General features: G+C 61.9%; 8 protein-coding genes. 6 read left to right on the top strand and 2 right to left on the bottom strand.

What is annotated here, in order from left to right:
- The first annotated feature begins 658 nt into the window (after positions 1-658).
- From PspTeo4_RS10240 to pgm, 5 genes are all read left to right on the top strand, one after another.
- On the top strand, positions 659-2,068 hold the full coding sequence (locus tag PspTeo4_RS10240; RefSeq protein ID WP_322363610.1) for a hypothetical protein: 1,410 nt from the start codon (positions 659-661) through the stop codon (positions 2,066-2,068).
- The gene (locus tag PspTeo4_RS10235; RefSeq protein WP_322363609.1) at positions 2,068-3,417 is read left to right on the top strand and encodes an aminotransferase class I/II-fold pyridoxal phosphate-dependent enzyme; all 1,350 of its coding nucleotides are present in this window, start codon (positions 2,068-2,070) and stop codon (positions 3,415-3,417) included. The genes PspTeo4_RS10240 and PspTeo4_RS10235 overlap by 1 nt, the downstream gene beginning before the upstream one ends.
- A 78-nt stretch (positions 3,418-3,495) precedes the next feature.
- Positions 3,496-5,145, top strand: coding sequence for a VRR-NUC domain-containing protein (locus tag PspTeo4_RS10230; protein WP_322363607.1), 1,650 nt, complete (start codon positions 3,496-3,498; stop codon positions 5,143-5,145).
- Complete coding sequence (locus PspTeo4_RS10225) at positions 5,142-7,403, top strand: ATP-dependent DNA helicase (RefSeq protein ID WP_322363606.1); 2,262 nt, start codon at positions 5,142-5,144, stop codon at positions 7,401-7,403. The genes PspTeo4_RS10230 and PspTeo4_RS10225 overlap by 4 nt, the downstream gene beginning before the upstream one ends.
- Positions 7,404-7,489: 86 nt before the next feature.
- Entirely contained in the window at positions 7,490-9,127 is a 1,638-nt protein-coding gene (gene pgm / locus PspTeo4_RS10220; protein ID WP_322363605.1) for a phosphoglucomutase (alpha-D-glucose-1,6-bisphosphate-dependent), read from the top strand.
- A 179-nt stretch (positions 9,128-9,306) separates the two neighbouring features.
- Here the strand turns inward: pgm and PspTeo4_RS10215 are convergent, their stop codons facing one another.
- Entirely contained in the window at positions 9,307-10,005 is a 699-nt protein-coding gene (locus PspTeo4_RS10215) for a pirin family protein (protein ID WP_322363604.1), read from the bottom strand.
- Positions 10,006-10,180: 175 nt separating this feature from the next.
- Between PspTeo4_RS10215 and PspTeo4_RS10210 the strand changes: the two genes are divergently transcribed.
- The gene (locus PspTeo4_RS10210) at positions 10,181-12,685 is read left to right on the top strand and encodes a UvrD-helicase domain-containing protein (RefSeq protein ID WP_322363603.1); all 2,505 of its coding nucleotides are present in this window, start codon (positions 10,181-10,183) and stop codon (positions 12,683-12,685) included.
- A gap of 7 nt (positions 12,686-12,692) precedes the next feature.
- On the opposite strand, the gene PspTeo4_RS10205 is transcribed toward PspTeo4_RS10210, so the two are convergent.
- Complete coding sequence (locus tag PspTeo4_RS10205; RefSeq protein ID WP_322363602.1) at positions 12,693-17,576, bottom strand: NEL-type E3 ubiquitin ligase domain-containing protein; 4,884 nt, start codon at positions 17,574-17,576, stop codon at positions 12,693-12,695.
- Positions 17,577-17,753: the final 177 nt, after the last annotated feature.

Below are 17,753 nucleotides of genomic sequence, written 5' to 3'. Positions count from 1 at the left end.
CGGGCCAGTTATGCCTATGGGATTTGCGCGCGAACGCCTTGGTGCATGGCTTGATATCGAGTCGTACACACAAGGCGGTCGCGCGCGTGTGTCACAGGCGTTATTGGCCGTAAACAAACGTAGGAGCGAGCCTTGCTCGCGATGCGCCGCGCGGGCGGCGCTCGATATACGCATCACCTCCAAACCCAGGACAGGCACTTAGAAGCCCCCTCACAAGATTCCGTGAAGAACCTTTTTTGGGCGATTCCTACAAGCCTTAAAGAACTTTCCTACATAATTTGCGAGCGCTGGGTTTGTTCGGGAAATGTTCTGGAAAGTTTTGTAAGTTGAACTGCCTGATGGTCGCGTGCATTGTGTGTTCACGCGTCCCCTGAATGGTTTTTTTACCAGGCTCTGTATCTTTTATTCACTTTGCAACGCTCGATAATGGCGCGGTGATAGTTCGGCGCAAGGAGCGTGGGATGAGCGAGGATTGGCCAGGCGGTACGCAGTGTGCGGTAGCGCTCCGTCATCAGGGACGGGGCTTCATTTCAATGGCTTGGCGACAGTGACCTGTCACTTCTTTGTTTCCACAAGTTGTGGGAAATTTCTTCAATTAATAGTCGCTAGAGCATTTCAAGAGTGCGTGGCGAGCAGATGAAGTTTTTGAGGTGGCAGCATGAGCGCTATTCATGAACAGGCAATGCATAATATCTATAAACAAGTGTACGAGCGCTTGTGCAAGAACATGTCGCAGGCGCAGCATGCCTCTTTGCAGTTACTGGTTCAGCGATTGTTGGTGGCGGCCGGAGGCCTTGAATACATAGGGTCGCTACGCTTGCTGGTGCTGCAAGGGAATGACCGGAGCAGTGCACGCCTGCTGGCCACCCTGCGCGCTGCCCAGCTGAGCATTGCCCTGCGCGCACCGGAAACATTCCAGTTGCGGGTGCTGGTGGCCTGCCTGCCGGCGCCCAGCCCACCAAGGCCCCGCCCTCGAGGAAGCGGCAGCGGCTGCCTGGACAGTCATCAGCGCCTGTTCAACACGTTGTTCCTGGACGATGACGTTCGGGTGGAACTGCAGATGATCGATGGTTGTGAAGTGGTTCCGTTCTGTTGCAAGTCTGCGAAATCGACCGAGCGTTGGGCGCTGGCTCGCAATGCCCTGTTGTTGTTCAGTCACCTCATTGACGCGCGGCCCGAAGCCTTGTTCGGTAGCCGTATACACCTGGAACTGGCGGATGCCCTGCGTTTGGCGTTGAGCGGGCAACAAGAGGGTGATGTAGTGGTCACTGCCATGCCGGCGCGCCAGCGGCGGCGTTATTTGTCCTGGGCTCGGCGTACGTTGCGTCTGGCGGGTGAGCATGGGTTGCGCGACATGCCTCAGAGTCTGGCTGGTCTGTTCGAGGGGCTGGGCGCCCTGCATGGGGTTGCCGGGACTGCTTTGGAACGGGGGCGCAGTGATCAAGCACCGGCGCGCGAACAGGCGGTATTGAGGGTCATCGCCGTGGATGATCTGTTGCCGCAAATGCCTGTGCGGGACCAGTTGGACGAGTTTCTGAATTGCCCTGAGTCTGCTAGCGACGGTAAACCATTGAGCGCGTTTCTTGACCCGCTGGCTATCATGCACCTGCATGAAGTGCGTACACACGGCATCCAAACCAATACGCCTCGAGATTTGTTGCAACTGGCCCGTTCGCCCACGCAGACCAAGCCTGAACAGCCTGATCAGGACCGTTTCGACAAGACATATGGGATAACCCAGACACAAATCGCCTGTGCGCTGTTCAGCCCAATCGCCAATCACGGGCGTGACCTTGAGCGCTACCTGCAGTGTCGACACCGCGAAATGCTGGTCGCCTTGCCATACCTGCATCGCGCCTTGCAGGGTAAGCCTTGCCCTGAACCCATCAAGGACTGGCTGATCGAAACCAGTGGTTTGACCCTGGGACAGTTGAGAGCGATCTATGAAGGGCGCATTCGGCCCGCATCCAGGCGGATGCTGGCCAATCTGGCGCGGCGCGATGTGCAGTTGCGGCTACTGCGCCAACTGCCCGCCTCAGCGCCTTCGCGTTGCAAGGCATCGCCCTGATGGGGCGATCGTCAAGGGGGGAGTTCGCCTATCAGACGGTGTATCACTACCTTGCGGCGCTGATTACAGAGGCCCACAGGAGTGGGGAGCGGCGCTTGCCTTCGCTACGCGAACTTTCCAGGCGCCTGCGCGTGTCGTTGGCCACCGTACAGAGTGCCTACAGCTTGCTGGAGCATGAAGGTCGGGTGGTGTCGGTGCCCAAGTCGGGTTATTTCGTGCCGTCCGACCCGCCGCGGGGTGGGCTGGTACCAGCTGGTGCGACGCCCGGCTGGTCCGCGGTGCCTGCCCATCCGCTGTTGGAGCGCGTGCTGTTGGCCCATGAGCGGCGCCTGGCTCGGCAGCGGGCCGCGACCGCGTGGGATAACACCGGGGGCGTGCGGTTGCGCAACGCCCTGGCCGAGCGTTACACCCGTTCATCCCGGCAATATTGGTGCGGTGAGGATGTTCACCTGGGCCCCGATGTGCAGGCTTTGCTGGAAACCGTGCTGGAGGCACTGTCGCTGAGAGGGGCAACAGTGGTGGTGGCTTCACCGTGCTGCTGGCGTTTGCTGCAGGTCTTGCGACGTTGTGACATGCAGGTGCTGGAGGTGCCACTGAGTGACTGTGGACGCCTGGATTTGCAGCGGCTGTCATGCTTGCTCGGTCGTGAGTCGGTGCGAATGCTGATTTTGCCATCCTGCCTGGGTATGCCCCAGGGGCGTCTGATGCCGCTGCGCGATCAGCAGCGCATAGCACAGTTGGTCAACCAGCACCCGGTTTGGTTGCTGGAAAACGACCTCGACAGTGAGCACTGCTTCGGCGCGCCGCCAGGCTCGCGCCTGCGCGACTGGGTCGACCCGCGCTGGTTGATGGTATTGGGTTCACTGGAGGCCAGTGTCGGGGCGGAGGCGCCCTATGCCTATATGCTATGCCGCCATCCGGTTCTGCCCTCGGCCATTGCGCAACGGGGTTTTCTATTGGCGCCGTTGCGCCAGTTGGCGCTCGCCCAAGTGCTGGTCAGGGGCGAGGTCGATGCCAACCTGGGGGGGTTGCAGGGCGAATTACTTAGGCGCATGGAACTGCTCTGCGAACAGGTCGAACGTCATCTAGGGGCGCTTGTGGCATTTGAAATGCCTGAAGGTGGGCGAACGTTATGGGTGCGTCTGCATCGGCCGCAGTCGCCTGAGGGCTTGTCTGGGCCGGTATTGCAGGTTGTGCCTGGGCAGCGATACAGCGCGCTGGGGCATTATCGTCAGCACTTGGCACTGACCTGGCTGGGCGAGCAGCCGCAAGCGCTGGTGGAGGCGCTGCAGGGTTTGGCCCTGGCTCTGCAAGCCCGTGGCGGGTGGCCTTTGGTAGAGCCAGATTGACCGCTGATCCATGACGCTTGCAAGTCCAAGGGGTCTGTATGTATAACCAGTACCTCTATCCGCTGCCCAACTTTGCCCGTGATTGCCCATTCCGTCGACGACCCGTTGTATTACCTGCACAACTTCCGTGAGGTGTTGCTGTGGGTCGAACAACGCTACGCGGACCTGCTGGATGCCCACGAGCTGGCGTTCATCCAGGCCTTCACCCGTTTGGAGGAGCCTGCGCAGGCGCTGATGGTGCGCATGGTCATGCGCAAGGGCGAGCTGTTTCGTTGCGACCGGCTCGATTACGCTGAAATCGGTGACCCCATGCTTGCACTGCGGCCATTGCAAGCGCTTGGTTGGGTCGGCGAGCCAGAATACCTGAGCCTGGAACAACTGTTTGCCCTGCTGCGCAAGGATGAGCTCGCTGCAGGCTTTGCAGGGCTGCTGACCCGACCCAAAGCCTCCAAAAGTGATTGGCTGGCGCAGTTGCAGGCCTTGGCGCTTGATGCCAGGCCGATGGCCGAATGGTTTGAGGATGCTCCTGTGCGCATCGTTCAATGGCGCCTGCAGCCCTTGTGTGATCGCATCCGTCTCCTGTTTTTCGGCAACCTTTACCAGGATTGGTCTGAGTTCGTGCTTGCCGACCTGGGCCTGCTGCGTTTTGAAGCAGTGCCGTTCAGCGCGGACTCCCGAGCGTTACGTGAGCGGGCAGAGGTCGATCTTGCGATGGCCTTGCACCAGTGTGCCGAGGGCCTGGAACAAGGCGAATCACCCGATGCCATCCTCGCGGCCTTGCACGGCCTGAGCAGTGACAACCCCTGGTTGGCGCGGCGCCGAGCGCGTTTGCTGTTTGCCCTTGGCCAGCAGTGCGAGCGACTGGGCGACTGGGACCTTGCCCTGGCGGTATACGCGCAAAGCAGCCACGCGCAGGCACGGATCCGGCAAGTGCGAGTGCTGGAGCGCTGTGAGCAGTGGCCGCAGGCCCTTGCGTTGGCACAGCAGTTGGCAGACGCACCGGCCAACGCCCTGGAGATCCAGGCCCTTGAGCGCATGCTGCCCAGGCTTGCGCGCAAGCTCGGAGGCCCAGCGCCAAAGCGCGGCCGTGCTGCGCCTTTGACGCTGATCGAACTGGAACTGCCTCGCGAGCAAGCTGCGTTAGGGGTCGAGGAGGCGGTGCGGCAACACCTGGCCGGGGAGGGCGCAGTGGCCCATTACGTGGAAAACACCCTGTTCAACAGCCTGTTCGGCCTTTTGTGCTGGGAGGCGATTTTCGCCCCAGTACCGGGGGCGTTTTTCAACCCCTTCCAGAGCGGGCCACAGGATCTGCATGACAGCGACTTCCAGCAACGTCGTGCCGCGCTGTTCGACGCATGCCTGGCACGGCTCGACGATGGAAGTTATCGCCAGGCCATACGTGAGTGCTACATCGCCAAACAGGGCCTGCAGTCGCCTTTCGTGTTCTGGGGGCAATTGAGCCAGGCGCTGCTTGATCAGGCACTGGCTTGTTTGCCACCGGCCCATCTGAAACAGTGCTTCTTGCGGCTGTTGCAAGACATCCGCAACAACCGCGCAGGCATGCCCGACCTGATCCAGTTCTGGCCGGAGCAGGGGCGCTACCGAATGGTCGAGGTCAAGGGGCCGGGTGATCGCCTGCAGGACAACCAGTTGCGTTGGTTGGCGTTCTGCGCCGAGCATGGGCTGCCGGTAGCGGTATGCCATGTCCGTTGGAGCGATGCGCAGTGAACTACTGCGTGGCGGTGCGCGCCCTGTGCGAGTTCAGCGCCAAGGTCGGCGATCTGGACTTGCGCTTCACTCCATCACCGACGGCCCTGGAAGGTATCGAAGGGCACCGTCGCGTAGTGGCCCGGCGTGCGGCTGACTACGAGTCGGAAATTACCCTTGAAGGCCAGTACCAGGGGTTGCAGGTGCGCGGGCGTGCCGATGGCTATGATCCGGGCCGCAACCGTCTGGAGGAAATCAAGACCTACCGTGGCGATCTGGCGCGCCAGCCCGCCAATCATCGGCAATTGCACTGGGCTCAGGCGAAGGTCTATGCCTGGCTGTTGTGTCAGGCTCGGCAACTGACCTCCATCGATGTGGCACTGGTGTATCTGGACGTCGACAGCGATGGCCAGACGCTGATCAGCGAGCACTATCCAGCTGACGAGCTGCAAGGCTTTTTTGAAACCCAGTGCCAGCGTTTTCTCGCCTGGGCCCAGTATCAGGAGCAACGCCTGCTTGAACGCAACCAGGGCTTGCAGGCGCTGAGCTTTCCGTACCCGCAGTTTCGCCAGGGCCAGCGCCAGTTGGCCGAGACGCTGTACAAGGCGGTCAGCACCGGCCGTTGCCTGATGGCCCAGGCCAGCACGGGTATCGGCAAGACCCTTGGCACGTTGTTCCCTTTGCTCAAGGCCATGGTGCCGCAACAGCTCGACAAGCTGTTCTTCCTGACTGCCAAGACCCCCGGCCGCGCATTGGCCCTCGATACCCTGCGGCAAATCGATGAAGCCTCGAAGCAGCCTGCCTTGCGTACCTTGGAGCTGATCGCCCGTGACAAGGCTTGTGAACACCCCGACAAGGCTTGCCACGGTGAGTCCTGCCCTCTGGCTCGGGGTTTCTATGATCGCCTGCCAGCGGCACGGGAGGCGGCAGCCTGCTTGCCGATGCTCGATCGACAACAGCTGCGCGAGGTGGCCTTGGCCCACCAGGTGTGCCCGTACTACCTGGGCCAGGAAATGGCCCGTTGGGTGGATGTGCTGGTGGCCGATTACAACTATTACTTCGATGCCCATGCGTTGCTGTTCAGCCTGACCCAGGCCAACCAGTGGCGGGTGGCGGTACTGGTGGACGAGGCGCACAACCTGGTCGAACGTGGTCGTGGCATGTACAGCGCCAGCCTCGACCAGGGCCAGTTGCTTGCTCTGCGCCAGAGCAAACCACCGGGCCTGACCAGCGCGCTGGACAGGCTGAACCGCCAGTGGAATGCCGTGTACAAGGCTCAACAGGCGCCTTACCAGGCCAGTGACCATCTGCCCGAGGCTTTTCTGCGAACCCTGCAGCAATGCATCGGGGTCATTCAGGAACGCCTGGACCAGGCGACCGCCGAAGTGGACCCGCAGGTACTGCAGTTCTTCTTCCAGGCCCTGCAGTTCAATCGCGTGGCCGAACTGTTCGATGAGCATTTCCTGTTCGACGTCAGCCTGCGCGACGGCCAACGCAAGCGCCGTCTGGCAACGCTGTGCCTGCGCAATGTCACGCCAGCGCGGCTGCTGGCTCCGCGCATGCAGGCCGCCCGCAGCGTGACGTTGTTTTCAGCCACGCTGAGTCCACGGCATTTCTATGCCGACCTGCTGGGCATGCCGGCCGATACCGCGTGGCTGGAGGTGGCTGCGCCATTTCGGGGCGAACAGCTGGAGGTGCGCATCGCCAGCGAAGTGTCCACCCGTTACCAGCAGCGGCAAGCCTCGCTGTTACCCATCACCAAGCTGATCGCCGAGCAATATCAGCGGATGCCAGGCAACTACCTCGCGTTTTTCAGCAGCTTTGAATACCTGCAACAAGTCGTGGACGTGGTGACTCGACTGCATCCGTCGATTCCTTTGTGGCAGCAGACGCCGGGCATGGACGAGCAGGCTCGCCAGGCGTTTCTTGAGCGCTTCGTTGCTGATGGCCAAGGTGTGGGCTTCGCTGTGCTGGGTGGTGCCTTTGGCGAGGGCGTCGACCTGCCAGGCACGCGACTGGTCGGTGCCTTTGTCGCAACCCTTGGGTTGCCGCAAGTGAACCCTGTCAACGAACAGTTCAAACAGCGCCTGGGCCGGCAGTTCGGTGCCGGTTTCGACTACGCCTACCTGTACCCCGGTGTGCGCAAGGTCATCCAGGCCGCTGGTCGGGTCATTCGAGGCGATCAGGACCGTGGTGTGCTGGTGCTGATCGACGAACGCTTTGCCCAGGCGCGGGTTCAGCAGATGTTTCCCGCGTGGTGGCATACGGCCAGCGAATAATCCTCGGCAGGCCCATCGCGCAGTGTTGCAACTCCCAGTACACTTCGTGTTCCAACACCCACATCCGTTGAACTCGAGGTTTTTGCATGACGCTCAGTCCTTTGGCAGGCAAGCCGGCTCCGGCCAGCGTGCTGGTCGATATTCCCCGACTGCTCACCGCCTATTACACCGGCCGTCCCGACGCCGCCGTGGCGGCCCAGCGCGTGGCCTTCGGCACCTCGGGGCACCGGGGCAGTTCGCTTGAATTGAGCTTCAACGAGCATCACGTGCTGGCCATTACCCAGGCCATCTGCCTGTATCGCCAGGAGAAGGGCATCGATGGCCCGCTGTTCATCGGTGCCGATACCCATGCCTTGTCTGCCCCTGCAGCGGCCAGCGCTCTGGAGGTTCTGGCGGCCAATGGTGTGCAGGTGATGCTGTCCAAGGACGATGAGTACACCCCGACGCCTGCGGTGTCCCACGCCATTCTTTGCTACAACCGCGGCCGCGAGCAGGGCCTGGCGGACGGTATCGTCATCACGCCTTCGCACAACCCGCCGCAAAGTGGTGGCTTCAAGTACAACCCGCCCAACGGTGGCCCGGCCGACAGCGATGTGACCAAGTGGATCGAGGCCAAGGCCAACGAACTGCTGGGCGCGGGCCTTGCCGGCGTCAAGCGCATGGAGCATGCCCAGGCACTGCAAGCGGCGACAACCCAGCGTCATGACTACGTGTCCAACTATGTTGCAGACCTTGAGAACGTCATCGACTTCGACGTCATCCGTGGTGCCAACCTGCGCCTGGGCGTCGATCCGCTGGGCGGGGCAGGGGTACGCTACTGGTCGGCGATTGCCGAGCGTTATCAGCTGAATCTGGAAGTGGTGAATACCGAGGTCGACCCGACGTTCCGCTTCATGACCGTCGACTGGGACGGCCAGATCCGCATGGACCCGTCCTCGCCTTACGCCATGCAGGGCTTGATTGGCCTGCGCGAGCGTTTCGACGTGGCGTTCGCCTGCGACCCGGATCACGACCGCCACGGTATCGTCACGCCCGACGGACTGCTGCAACCGAACAACTACCTGGCGGTGGCCATCGACTACCTGTACCGTCACCGCCCGCAATGGCGCCAAGATGCTGCCGTGGGCAAGACCGTGGTGTCCAGCGGCCTGATCGACCGCGTTACCGAGCGCCTGGGGCGTGAGTTGTATGAAGTGCCGGTTGGCTTCAAGTTCTTTGCCCAGGGGCTGTTCGACGGTTCGTTGGGCTTTGGCGGTGAGGAAAGCGCGGGCGCGTCGTTCCTGCGCAAGGACGGTTCGGTCTGGGCTACCGACAAGGATGGCTTGATTCCGGCACTGCTGGCGGCGGAAATGACCGCGCGTACCGGGCGCAACCCGAGCCAGGCCTACGCGGACCTGACCGAAGCACTGGGCAAGCCTTACGCTACCCGCGTCGAGGCCAAGGCCGATGCACGGCAGAAATCCCTGTTGAGCAAATTGGCGCCGGAGCAGGTGAAGTCGACCGAACTGGCGGGCGAGCCGATCGTGCAGATTCTCAGCCACGCACCGGGCAATGGCCAGGCGATAGGTGGGTTGAAGGTGATGACCGCCAACGGCTGGTTTGCCGCGCGTCCTTCGGGTACCGAGGATATCTACAAGATCTACGCCGAGAGCTTCATCGACGAGGCGCACTTGCAGCGTCTGGTACAGGAAGCCCAGGTGCTGGTGGATGCGGCGATTGCCTGATCGAAGGGCATGAGCGAGGGGCTGCTGTGCAGCCCATTCGCGGGTAAACCCGCTCCCACAGGGTACGCGGCGCACGTTCTTGGGTAATCTCCCACAGGCATATCACTGCCCTGAACAGCAGCGCAGAACCTGTGGGAGCGGGTTTACCCGCGAATGGGCCGCAACGCGGCCCCCGTCACTCAGGCGACATCAACCAGCACGATCTCGCTGTCCTCGATAGCAGTCACCCGCAGCACTTCCTCCTGCTCGATGGCCACTCCATCCCGGGCCTTGGCGCGCAATCCGTTGACCTCCACCAACCCCTTGGCTGGCACCAGATAACCCCGGCGCCCGGCGTCGAAGCGGTACTCGGCACTTTCCCCAGCGCGCAGGGTGGCTGCCACCAGCCTTGCATCGGTGCGGATCTGCAAGCTGTCTTCATCACCGGCACGGCCGCTGGCCAGGGTCACGAAGCCTTCACCGCGTTCGCCTTTGGGGAAAGGGCGGGTCCCCCAGGACGGCGCGTCGCCGACCTGCTCAGGTACGATCCAGATCTGGAATATCCGCGTGTCGACGTCTTCCAGGTTGTATTCGCTGTGGACGATCCCGGTGCCGGCACTCATCACCTGTACATCGCCTGCCTCGGTACGGCCCTTGTTGCCCAGGCTGTCCTGGTGGCTGATGGCGCCTTCACGCACATAAGTGATGATTTCCATGTCTCGGTGCGGGTGCGGTGGGAAGCCGCTGCCGGCCGCGATCAGGTCGTCGTTCCAGACCCGCAGGTTGCCCCAGTGCATGCGCGCAGGGTCGTAATACTCGGCAAAGGAGAAATGATGGTGAGCGTCGAGCCAGCCGTGGTTGGCGTGGCCGAGGCTTTCGAACGGTCGCAGTTGCAGCATGGTCGTGCTCCTTGAATCAGTGGAATGGCGCCATGATGCGCTATTGAAAGATCGAAAATAAGCGTAAATATCGGCTTAAACATATCTGTAAAATCGATTAAAAGGTTTGCGGCGTTTAGCCGCTTTGTCGCGTAATACACTGATTCGCTGGCGATTTTTTGTGGATGCGGCGAACATGGCTGCTGATTCGATTTTCAACGGAGTGACCGTGGCCCACGAGCAACCCCAGGCGCCCGCCGAACTGACCCCGCCCGCCCAGCTTCCCTGGTTTCGTCGCCTGGCTGCACGCCTGCTGGGGCGCGGCCTGACCCGCCTGCAGGCACAACACCGCGACTCCTGGTTCCTTGGCCATGCCAGCGGCCAGCGCAGTGGCCACGCCGATGGCCTGCGCGAAGGGTTCGAGCGTGGGCGGGTGGAGGGTTACGAAGCCGGGCGCCAGGTGCTGGTGATCCGTGACACCCGCCCCGATACGCCCGCCGTGCCTGGCCAGGACGACAAGCTGTTCGATGATTGGCGCCTGCCGCTTACCGCTGAGTTGAAGAAGCGCTTCAAGGCCGATGTCGCCCAGCGCCTGCCTGCCGAAGCCCAGCCCAGCGCGGCGCAGTGGAAGCTGATTTTCAGCGACACCCCCTCCACCTGCGTCGTGGCGGGCGCGGGTGCGGGCAAGTCGACCTCGCTGGTGCTGCGTATATTGCTGTTGCGCCAGTACCTGGGCTACGAGCTGGATGCGATGACCGTGGTCACCTTCACCCGCGAGTCGCGCAAGGATTTCATCAAGCGCCTGGTGCAGGTCTTCGCCCTCTGGCAACTCGACCTGCCGCCTGCCCGCGCCCGCGAACTGGTGCGCACCTTCCATTCGCGCATCCTGCCGCTGGTGCGCAGCCTGCCGGGCTTTGGCCAGGTGCGGGCATTCGAGACACTGGGCAACGAGATGCCCGCAGGCCAGGAAGCCGAGGCTGACAGCAACCCGTTCGACCTGCGTCTGAACGATGCCCAGCGCCAGCAACTCAACCTGTGCTACAGCCAGCTGCTCGAAGACAGCCCGCGCTTCGCCGAAATCGTCGCGACCCTGCGCCGCGAGGCCCTGCAGCTCAAGCCGCTGGACCCGGACCACCCGGACGTGCAGAAGCGCGTGCAAGTGACGCAGCTCGCTGCCCAGCGCGACGAAGAACTGTGCGATGTGATCGAAGACCTGTGGTTCGCTGCAGGTGCCTGGCCTATCAAGGGCATCGAGCCGTGCCGCGAGACGGTGGAGATCCGCGGCAGTCGCTTTCATGTCCATGGGCGGCTGGCGGGGCTGGATGCCTGGGTGGTGCTGGGCTTCGACCCGTCGGAAAGCGCCCAGTACCAGCGTCCGGGCGCCAAGCTTGCGGTGCGTGCGGAGTGGGCGGTCAAGCGCACGCTGTTGCAGGCCTTCTGTGACAAACCCCTGATCTGGCTCGACAACTACGCAATGGCCCGGCGCCTGGCAGCATCGCTGGCGGGAGATGCGGTGGCGGGCCCAGGTTTTGAGTACAAGGTCAAGGGTGAGCTGGCGCCGGCACCGCTGCTCGATGCCTTCGTCGGTGCGGCCAACTTCATCGAGAACCTCGGCCTTGAGGTGAACAGGGCCGTGGCGGCGATGAGCTTCCCCTCGGGTGACAGCGATGGACTGTTCTTTGAAGCACTGGCCCTGTACTGGAAGGCACTGGAAGCGCACTTGTTGGCCCAGTCGCCGCCGGTGATGAGCTACAACCGCATGTTCGCGCTGTTTGGCGAAAACAATCCCGAGAACCTGCAGCTGTTGCCCGATCCGCTGCTGCGCCCCCTGGCGCACCTGATGATCGACGAGTTCCAGGACGTTTCGCCGCAGATCGTCAGTTGGCTGCGGGCCTGCCTCGCTGAGATCCGCCGGCGCGGCGCGCCACTGCACACAGGGCGCAATGCCCAGCATTCGTCGCTGATGTGTGTGGGTGACGATTGGCAATCGATCTACGGCTGGCGCGGCAGCTCGCCCAAGTACTTCATGGAGTTCACCAAGGCGTTCCCGTCACCGGCCAACACCCGGGTGATGCTGGTCGACAACTACCGCTGCCAACAGCAGGTGATCGATGCCGCCGAGCATCTGGTCAAGGGTGCGCCCGCCATCGCTGGCAAGAAGGCCCGCGCTGCAGGCCTGGCTGCTGAATTGCCAGGTTCGCCGGTAAAGGTATTCGACCGCGACGAGGCAGCGCTCGGCCAGACCTTGATCGAGCACTACCAACAGGGCGAATCGGTGATGATGCTGTACCGCAAGGGCAGCGACAAAGCCTTGATGAACGAACACCTGTTACCGGTGCTGCAAGCCGAAGCGGCGTTGCCCGCTGAGCAACGTCGACTGCGCCAGTTGACCTATCACAGCGCCAAGGGCCTGCAAGCCGATGCGGTGTTCATGTTGGGCGACTGCCAGTACCTGACCAGTTCACCGTACAAGAACCAGGTCTACCGCCTGGCCGGTCTTGGGCGTTCAGGTGATGCCCAGCCGTTCGATACGGCGCAGAAAGAAGAAGTGCAACGTCTGGCCTATGTGGCGGTGACCCGCGCCGTCAGCCATTGCTACTGGCATGTGGAGGCGGCCAACGGCGAGGCGGCGAGCGCGCCACGGGCGTCGAGCCAGGTGGATGGCCGGCAGGCCTTCTTTGAAGACCTGCGCGGACAGTGAACGCTACCTAGCCGCCGAGGGTTTCCACCTGACGGGTAAGGCTCAACAGCAGGCCGGCCTCCACCTGCTGTTGCTCAGTGCTCAAGGCGTCCATGGCTTGCTTGAACTGCCCGTCATTGAGCGGCACGCGGCGCAGGATTCCCTGCTCGTCCAAGGGGTTTGTCGGCAGGACCTTGGCTAACGCGTCGATTACCGAGGTATCCAGACGGGTCACAGCCTCGTTGCTTTCATCCAGGCAGTAGAACAGATAGTCGTGGCCTGATCGCCAGAAGTCGGTAATGAGGATGAACTGATCGGCATGGCGGTTTTTCAGATGCATGACCCAGCCTGATTGCTCGGTCAACCATTGCTGGCGAGCCTGCTTGTCGTTGTCGAGCCTGGCCACCTCAGCCGCAACCTTGTCGATGATGGTCTGGTTGATTCTGGCGATGTCACGGTACAGCATGCCCCGGCTGGGTTCGGGGAAGTCCAGACGTGTGGCCAGCGACTGGCGCAAAGCCAGGCGAACCTCGATATCGTCGACCAGACCGGCTACCAGGTCGATATTTGGAAACGCGGAAGGTTCATCCAGCTCATCGTAGGGCGGCAAGTCCTCGTCGAGTACACCAGCCAGTAGCGCTTGCTTGCGCACGGTTCTTTTCAGACTGATGCGGTCAGCCAGTGCATTGACTTTATTGCGCCGGAACAGTTTGTGATAAAGGCTCAACAACGTTTTGGAGCGGTCGCTGGAGTGCCCGGCAGTCTCATGGGCCAGTACCTCGATTTCCAGCGCACTGAAAGCTTCGGCCCCGGCGTCTCCGCAGGTGGGAGGGTATTGCTGAGCGACTTGTTCCAAGCGCTCGCGCAGCCTGGTGTCCTGTCCGGCTTTTTCAAGCAATGCCCAGACGCGCAGGTTGATACCCTGTGCGTCCTGGCGTGCCTCTGCCGACTGGGCAAGGCGTTCCAGCACGCCCAATAGGCTAGCGTGTTCGCCCTGGTCGAACAGGTCGGCCCACAGCGTGTCCTGGGCGGTGCTTGCCTGGTTGCGCCACACGGCCTGCCACTCCGGTATTTCTGCTGCGTGGCTGAACACCGCCACACCACTGCCGAGCAGGCGCGCCCGAGTGTCAGCTTCCAAGGGGTTGTAATTGAAATGCCAGCGCCTTCCCGGAAGCCGGGCTGCGACATCGTGGGCATAGGGTGTGCGAAGTACCCCCGGCAGATCGGTCAGGGCCTGAATACTGTTGTGCGAAAGGTCGAGGTGGCGCAATTGGTACTGTGGCTGGCTCATCAGGGTAGTCAGGCCTGTGGGCCATTCCTGCAGGTCACAACGAATCAGTGTCAGATGGCTCAGGCGCGCCATGAAACTGAAATCAGGGGCCAGTTGCAGCGGGTTGAAGCTCAGGCGCAACACCTGAAGATGGACCATGTCCTGAAAACGTGCGGCAAGGGCTGGATTGAGCGTTATGTGGTTGTTCGCCAGATTCAAGCCTTCCAGTTGCAGCCGTGCCAGGGAACCCATGCTGGCTTCGTCCAGTTCCAGGTAGTTTCTCGGCAGGTTGAGCGCTCGTAGGCCGGGCATCGCATCGAGGGCTTGCTGGGCAGTCGCCGAGAGGGCCGTCAAACCGTTCCCGGACAAAGTCAGTGTCTGTAGCCTGGGTGTGGCCCTGAGCGCTTCGAACAGAGATTGCGCGTTGATGTTCAGGTTGTTCGAGACGTCCAGCGCTTCCAGGTGAGGGAAGCAGGCAAGGAACTCGCCCTCAAGGCGACGCAGGTTCAACGCATCCAGCTTGAGGACTCGGATATGGGGCAGGCGTGAAGTGATCGTGGGCAGCAGGCCTACTTCAAGATGCTCAAGTTCCAGTATCGCGTATTGGCTACCGCCCTCACGCCGCCATGCGTTCATCAGCTGTTCGGCACATTGCCGACGTTGGTTGCGTTCAAACCGATCGTCCGTGGCATCGGCCCACTCACTCAATGTGCTGTGAAGCGTGCGTTGCTCGGCCTCCAGTCGGTTGAGCGCCAGTCCCAGGTCGCCGGCCTGGCTCAGTTCGGTAACAAGCGTGCGGATCTGTTCGTAGTCGAGTTCGGGGTAGAGGGCCCAGAGCCTGAGGGTAGCGGCGTTCCTGGCCGTGCCTCGGCCACTGAGTGGATAGCCGGCTCGCCCGTCGGCCAGGCGCAATGGTGAGCGGAACCCCGGCTTGACAGGCTGTTGGCCGATGAGTGTGGCACATCGTTCACGATCAGCGAGGGCGTATTCCAGCAGCTCGTCTGCGGTTGCGTTCGGGTGCTCTGCAAGCAGAGCCTCAGCCAGTTGGCGGCTATCGCTGTTGGCCAGACTGGGCCGATACAAACCGAGGATCGCTTGGTCGAGCCGCGTGCGGGCTTGCAGTAACCGAGCTTCTTCGGCAATGCGCAAGGGAACTCGCCCGGTCGCCAGGCGGCTCTGTTCGGCACGGCTGGTGTGCCTGAGTATTTCCTCCAGCGCGCTGTCCGGCAGGCCAGGGAACTGTCTGGCAAGAGTTTGTTCCGAAGGGGTGTGAACCTGTCGATGGCTTTGCCGCAAGCTCTGGAATATGGCTTTGCGCTGGATGTTCAGGCGGTCGGCGAGTTTGTTGTCCAGTGCGGTGGCGCGCTGTGCATAAGGTGTTTCGCCGAGCATCGATTGCACGTGCTGTTCTTCCATCTGCCCCAGAACCGTCTGGCTCAGCTTGCCGCCTTCCAGGTCCGCACGGGTGATTTCGATTTCCACTTGGCCAGGCATGTGGGAAGCACCGTAGCGAACCGCGTTGCCCCAAGGTTCCGGCCCTTCATATACCTTCAACACATGGTCCTGAGGCCACTCCGGCAAGGCCAGCAGTTCCGGCAGCGCATAATTTTTGTGGGCCAGGAGGGGTTTTCCTTGGCGTACGCTGGCGATGATGTTTTCCACCTGGTTGTCCAGGCGCAGGCGTAGCAGGGTGTCGCACAACAACGCCGGAGGGCGCAGGCCTGCCGCCTGGGTACGGCGCAGTACCGCGCTGTCCGTGTCAGTTATGCGCTGGGCCACGCTCAACTCGGTATCTCCGAGGCCTGCGCTGAATCGGCCAAGTCGACGCAGCAACTGTTCACTCTCCCATTCGGCAGGCCGTTCGTGGTCCAGCAGCCAGCGGCCATCGCCGTGGTGCTGCAAGGGGGGAGCATAGGCCTCAGGATCGCTGGGGTGGCGGACGCGCCACTGCGAATCGGCATCTTGAAAGACTTCGAACACGTCACCGTCCTTGACCCAATAAGTTTTTCCGTCGATGGGGTGTAGGCCCAGCGCGTTGGGCTCAGCGTCCTTCGGTAGCACCGTAGTGCTGATGTACCGAGCCATTTCGGGGTGCCACAGCAGTTCACTGTCTTCATGCCAGACACTGCGCAATGCATCGACGAAGCCCGAGCTTTGGACCAGTCGTGCTCCGACCGCGAATCCTGCAATGACCGCGGCGTTGATGGCCAGTGACTCCAACTGGCCCAACGCCTGTGCGGTATCGCCTTCTTCCCAGGCATGGAAGCCGGAAAACACCGAGCCCATGAGCTGGTACGCAAATACACCTGTCATGACGGCATTCAGGCCGGGGATGAAGAAGGCGGCTACGTTGAGCACACTCAGTCCCGTCTCAAGCCAATGGGCCAGGCGTTCCTGGCGGGCTTTGGCATCGACGTCGGCAGTGGGGACCGCGAGGGTTCTGGCATCGGCTTTCATGCGCGAGAGATGGGACCGGTACAACGCCGGCCAGAGTTCGGTAGTAAGCGCAGAAGGGGCAAAACGCAGGTCCACCTGCTTGCGTGGATGGCTGACGCTGTCGTCACGCTTTTTGAACAATGCCTCCTGCAGCGAGCGGGCGAGTTCGGGCTGCTTGTCCTTGTAGGCGCAGTTGATCAGCACACGGCGAAAATCGCTTTGCAGCAGCCTGCGTCGCAGATGACGGGCAGCTTCCAGACGTGAGGGGAACTCCCTTACCGTCTCCTCGCTGTCGTCAGGCATGTAGACGATGCATGGATTGCTTTGCCCAGCCTGGTCAGGCCCGATCAGCAGAATGTCGTGGATTGGAATGTCAAACAGGCTGAAGCGCCAGCAGAGCAGGTCTTGTTGGCCATAGGTTGGCCGGGTTGCGTTGTCGCACAGCTGGATCAATCCATCGAGGCCGCGCTTGCTCAGCAACCCTTTGAATGACGCGATGTGCGCCTGGACGCGCAATGAGTGGCGAAGCGCTTCGATTGTCAGACGCTCGATTTCATTTTTGCGTGGGCCTTCGTGGATCGCCTGCAGATGAGCCTGGTACCGTTGCCCCAGATCCAGCTCCCTGCAGTGTTTTACGAAACTGGCCATGCTCAGGCCCTGCAGCGGGCTGTCATCATCAGGAGCGCAGGTCAGCTGACTGTGCGCTCCAACTTCCTCGAGGCCTTCGAAGTTGTGCAACGCCGCTTCAAGCAGGCTCCGAGGTTGTGGGGCTCCGACGGGCCGGGTGGCCAGTATGTCCACTGCCTGGTTCGGTACGAGTGGAACCTGCGGATCGGGCAAGCCAGGCCAGTTGCTGTTGATAGGTTCAAACGGCTGGAACACATATTGGGCCTTGTCCACCGACACATCGAGGTTCAGCCGCTGCACCAGCAGCGGTTTGCAGAATTCGGTGATGCCCTTGAGGCCGGTCAGTGCCTTCTTGAGCGCTTCCCGGCTCGTATTGCGGGTTTCGATGAGTGCTCGCAGTTGCTGGCGATCTTCATCCGAGGCCGTGGCGTACCAGCTGTGGGGTGAGCCGTCCTCGGCAAGGTAATCGGCGCGTAGTTGTTGCACAACTTGCCGGGTGTGCCTGGGGTGAAGCATCTTGACCCATTCGGGCAGAGCGCGAGTGATCTGCGCGTGGTGGAGCGCGGGTGTGCTAGTCATGGCGGGGCCTCTGGTTGACGGAGGCGGTAGTCGACCTGTGTTTCGCTGCCAGGGTGCGGTAGATACTTGCCCGCAAGGGTCGGTCTCGTGCATGTATGGGTCGGTGCGAGGGCAGCATCGCAGTGGCTTCTGCGGGATGGTGTGGCGTAGACACGGTGTCACCGGGTAGGCAAAAGG

It is taken from the genome of Pseudomonas sp. Teo4 (genome assembly GCF_034387475.1).
Lineage (GTDB): Bacteria > Pseudomonadota > Gammaproteobacteria > Pseudomonadales > Pseudomonadaceae > Aquipseudomonas.
This window is presented reverse-complemented; position numbering and strand designations above follow the sequence as displayed.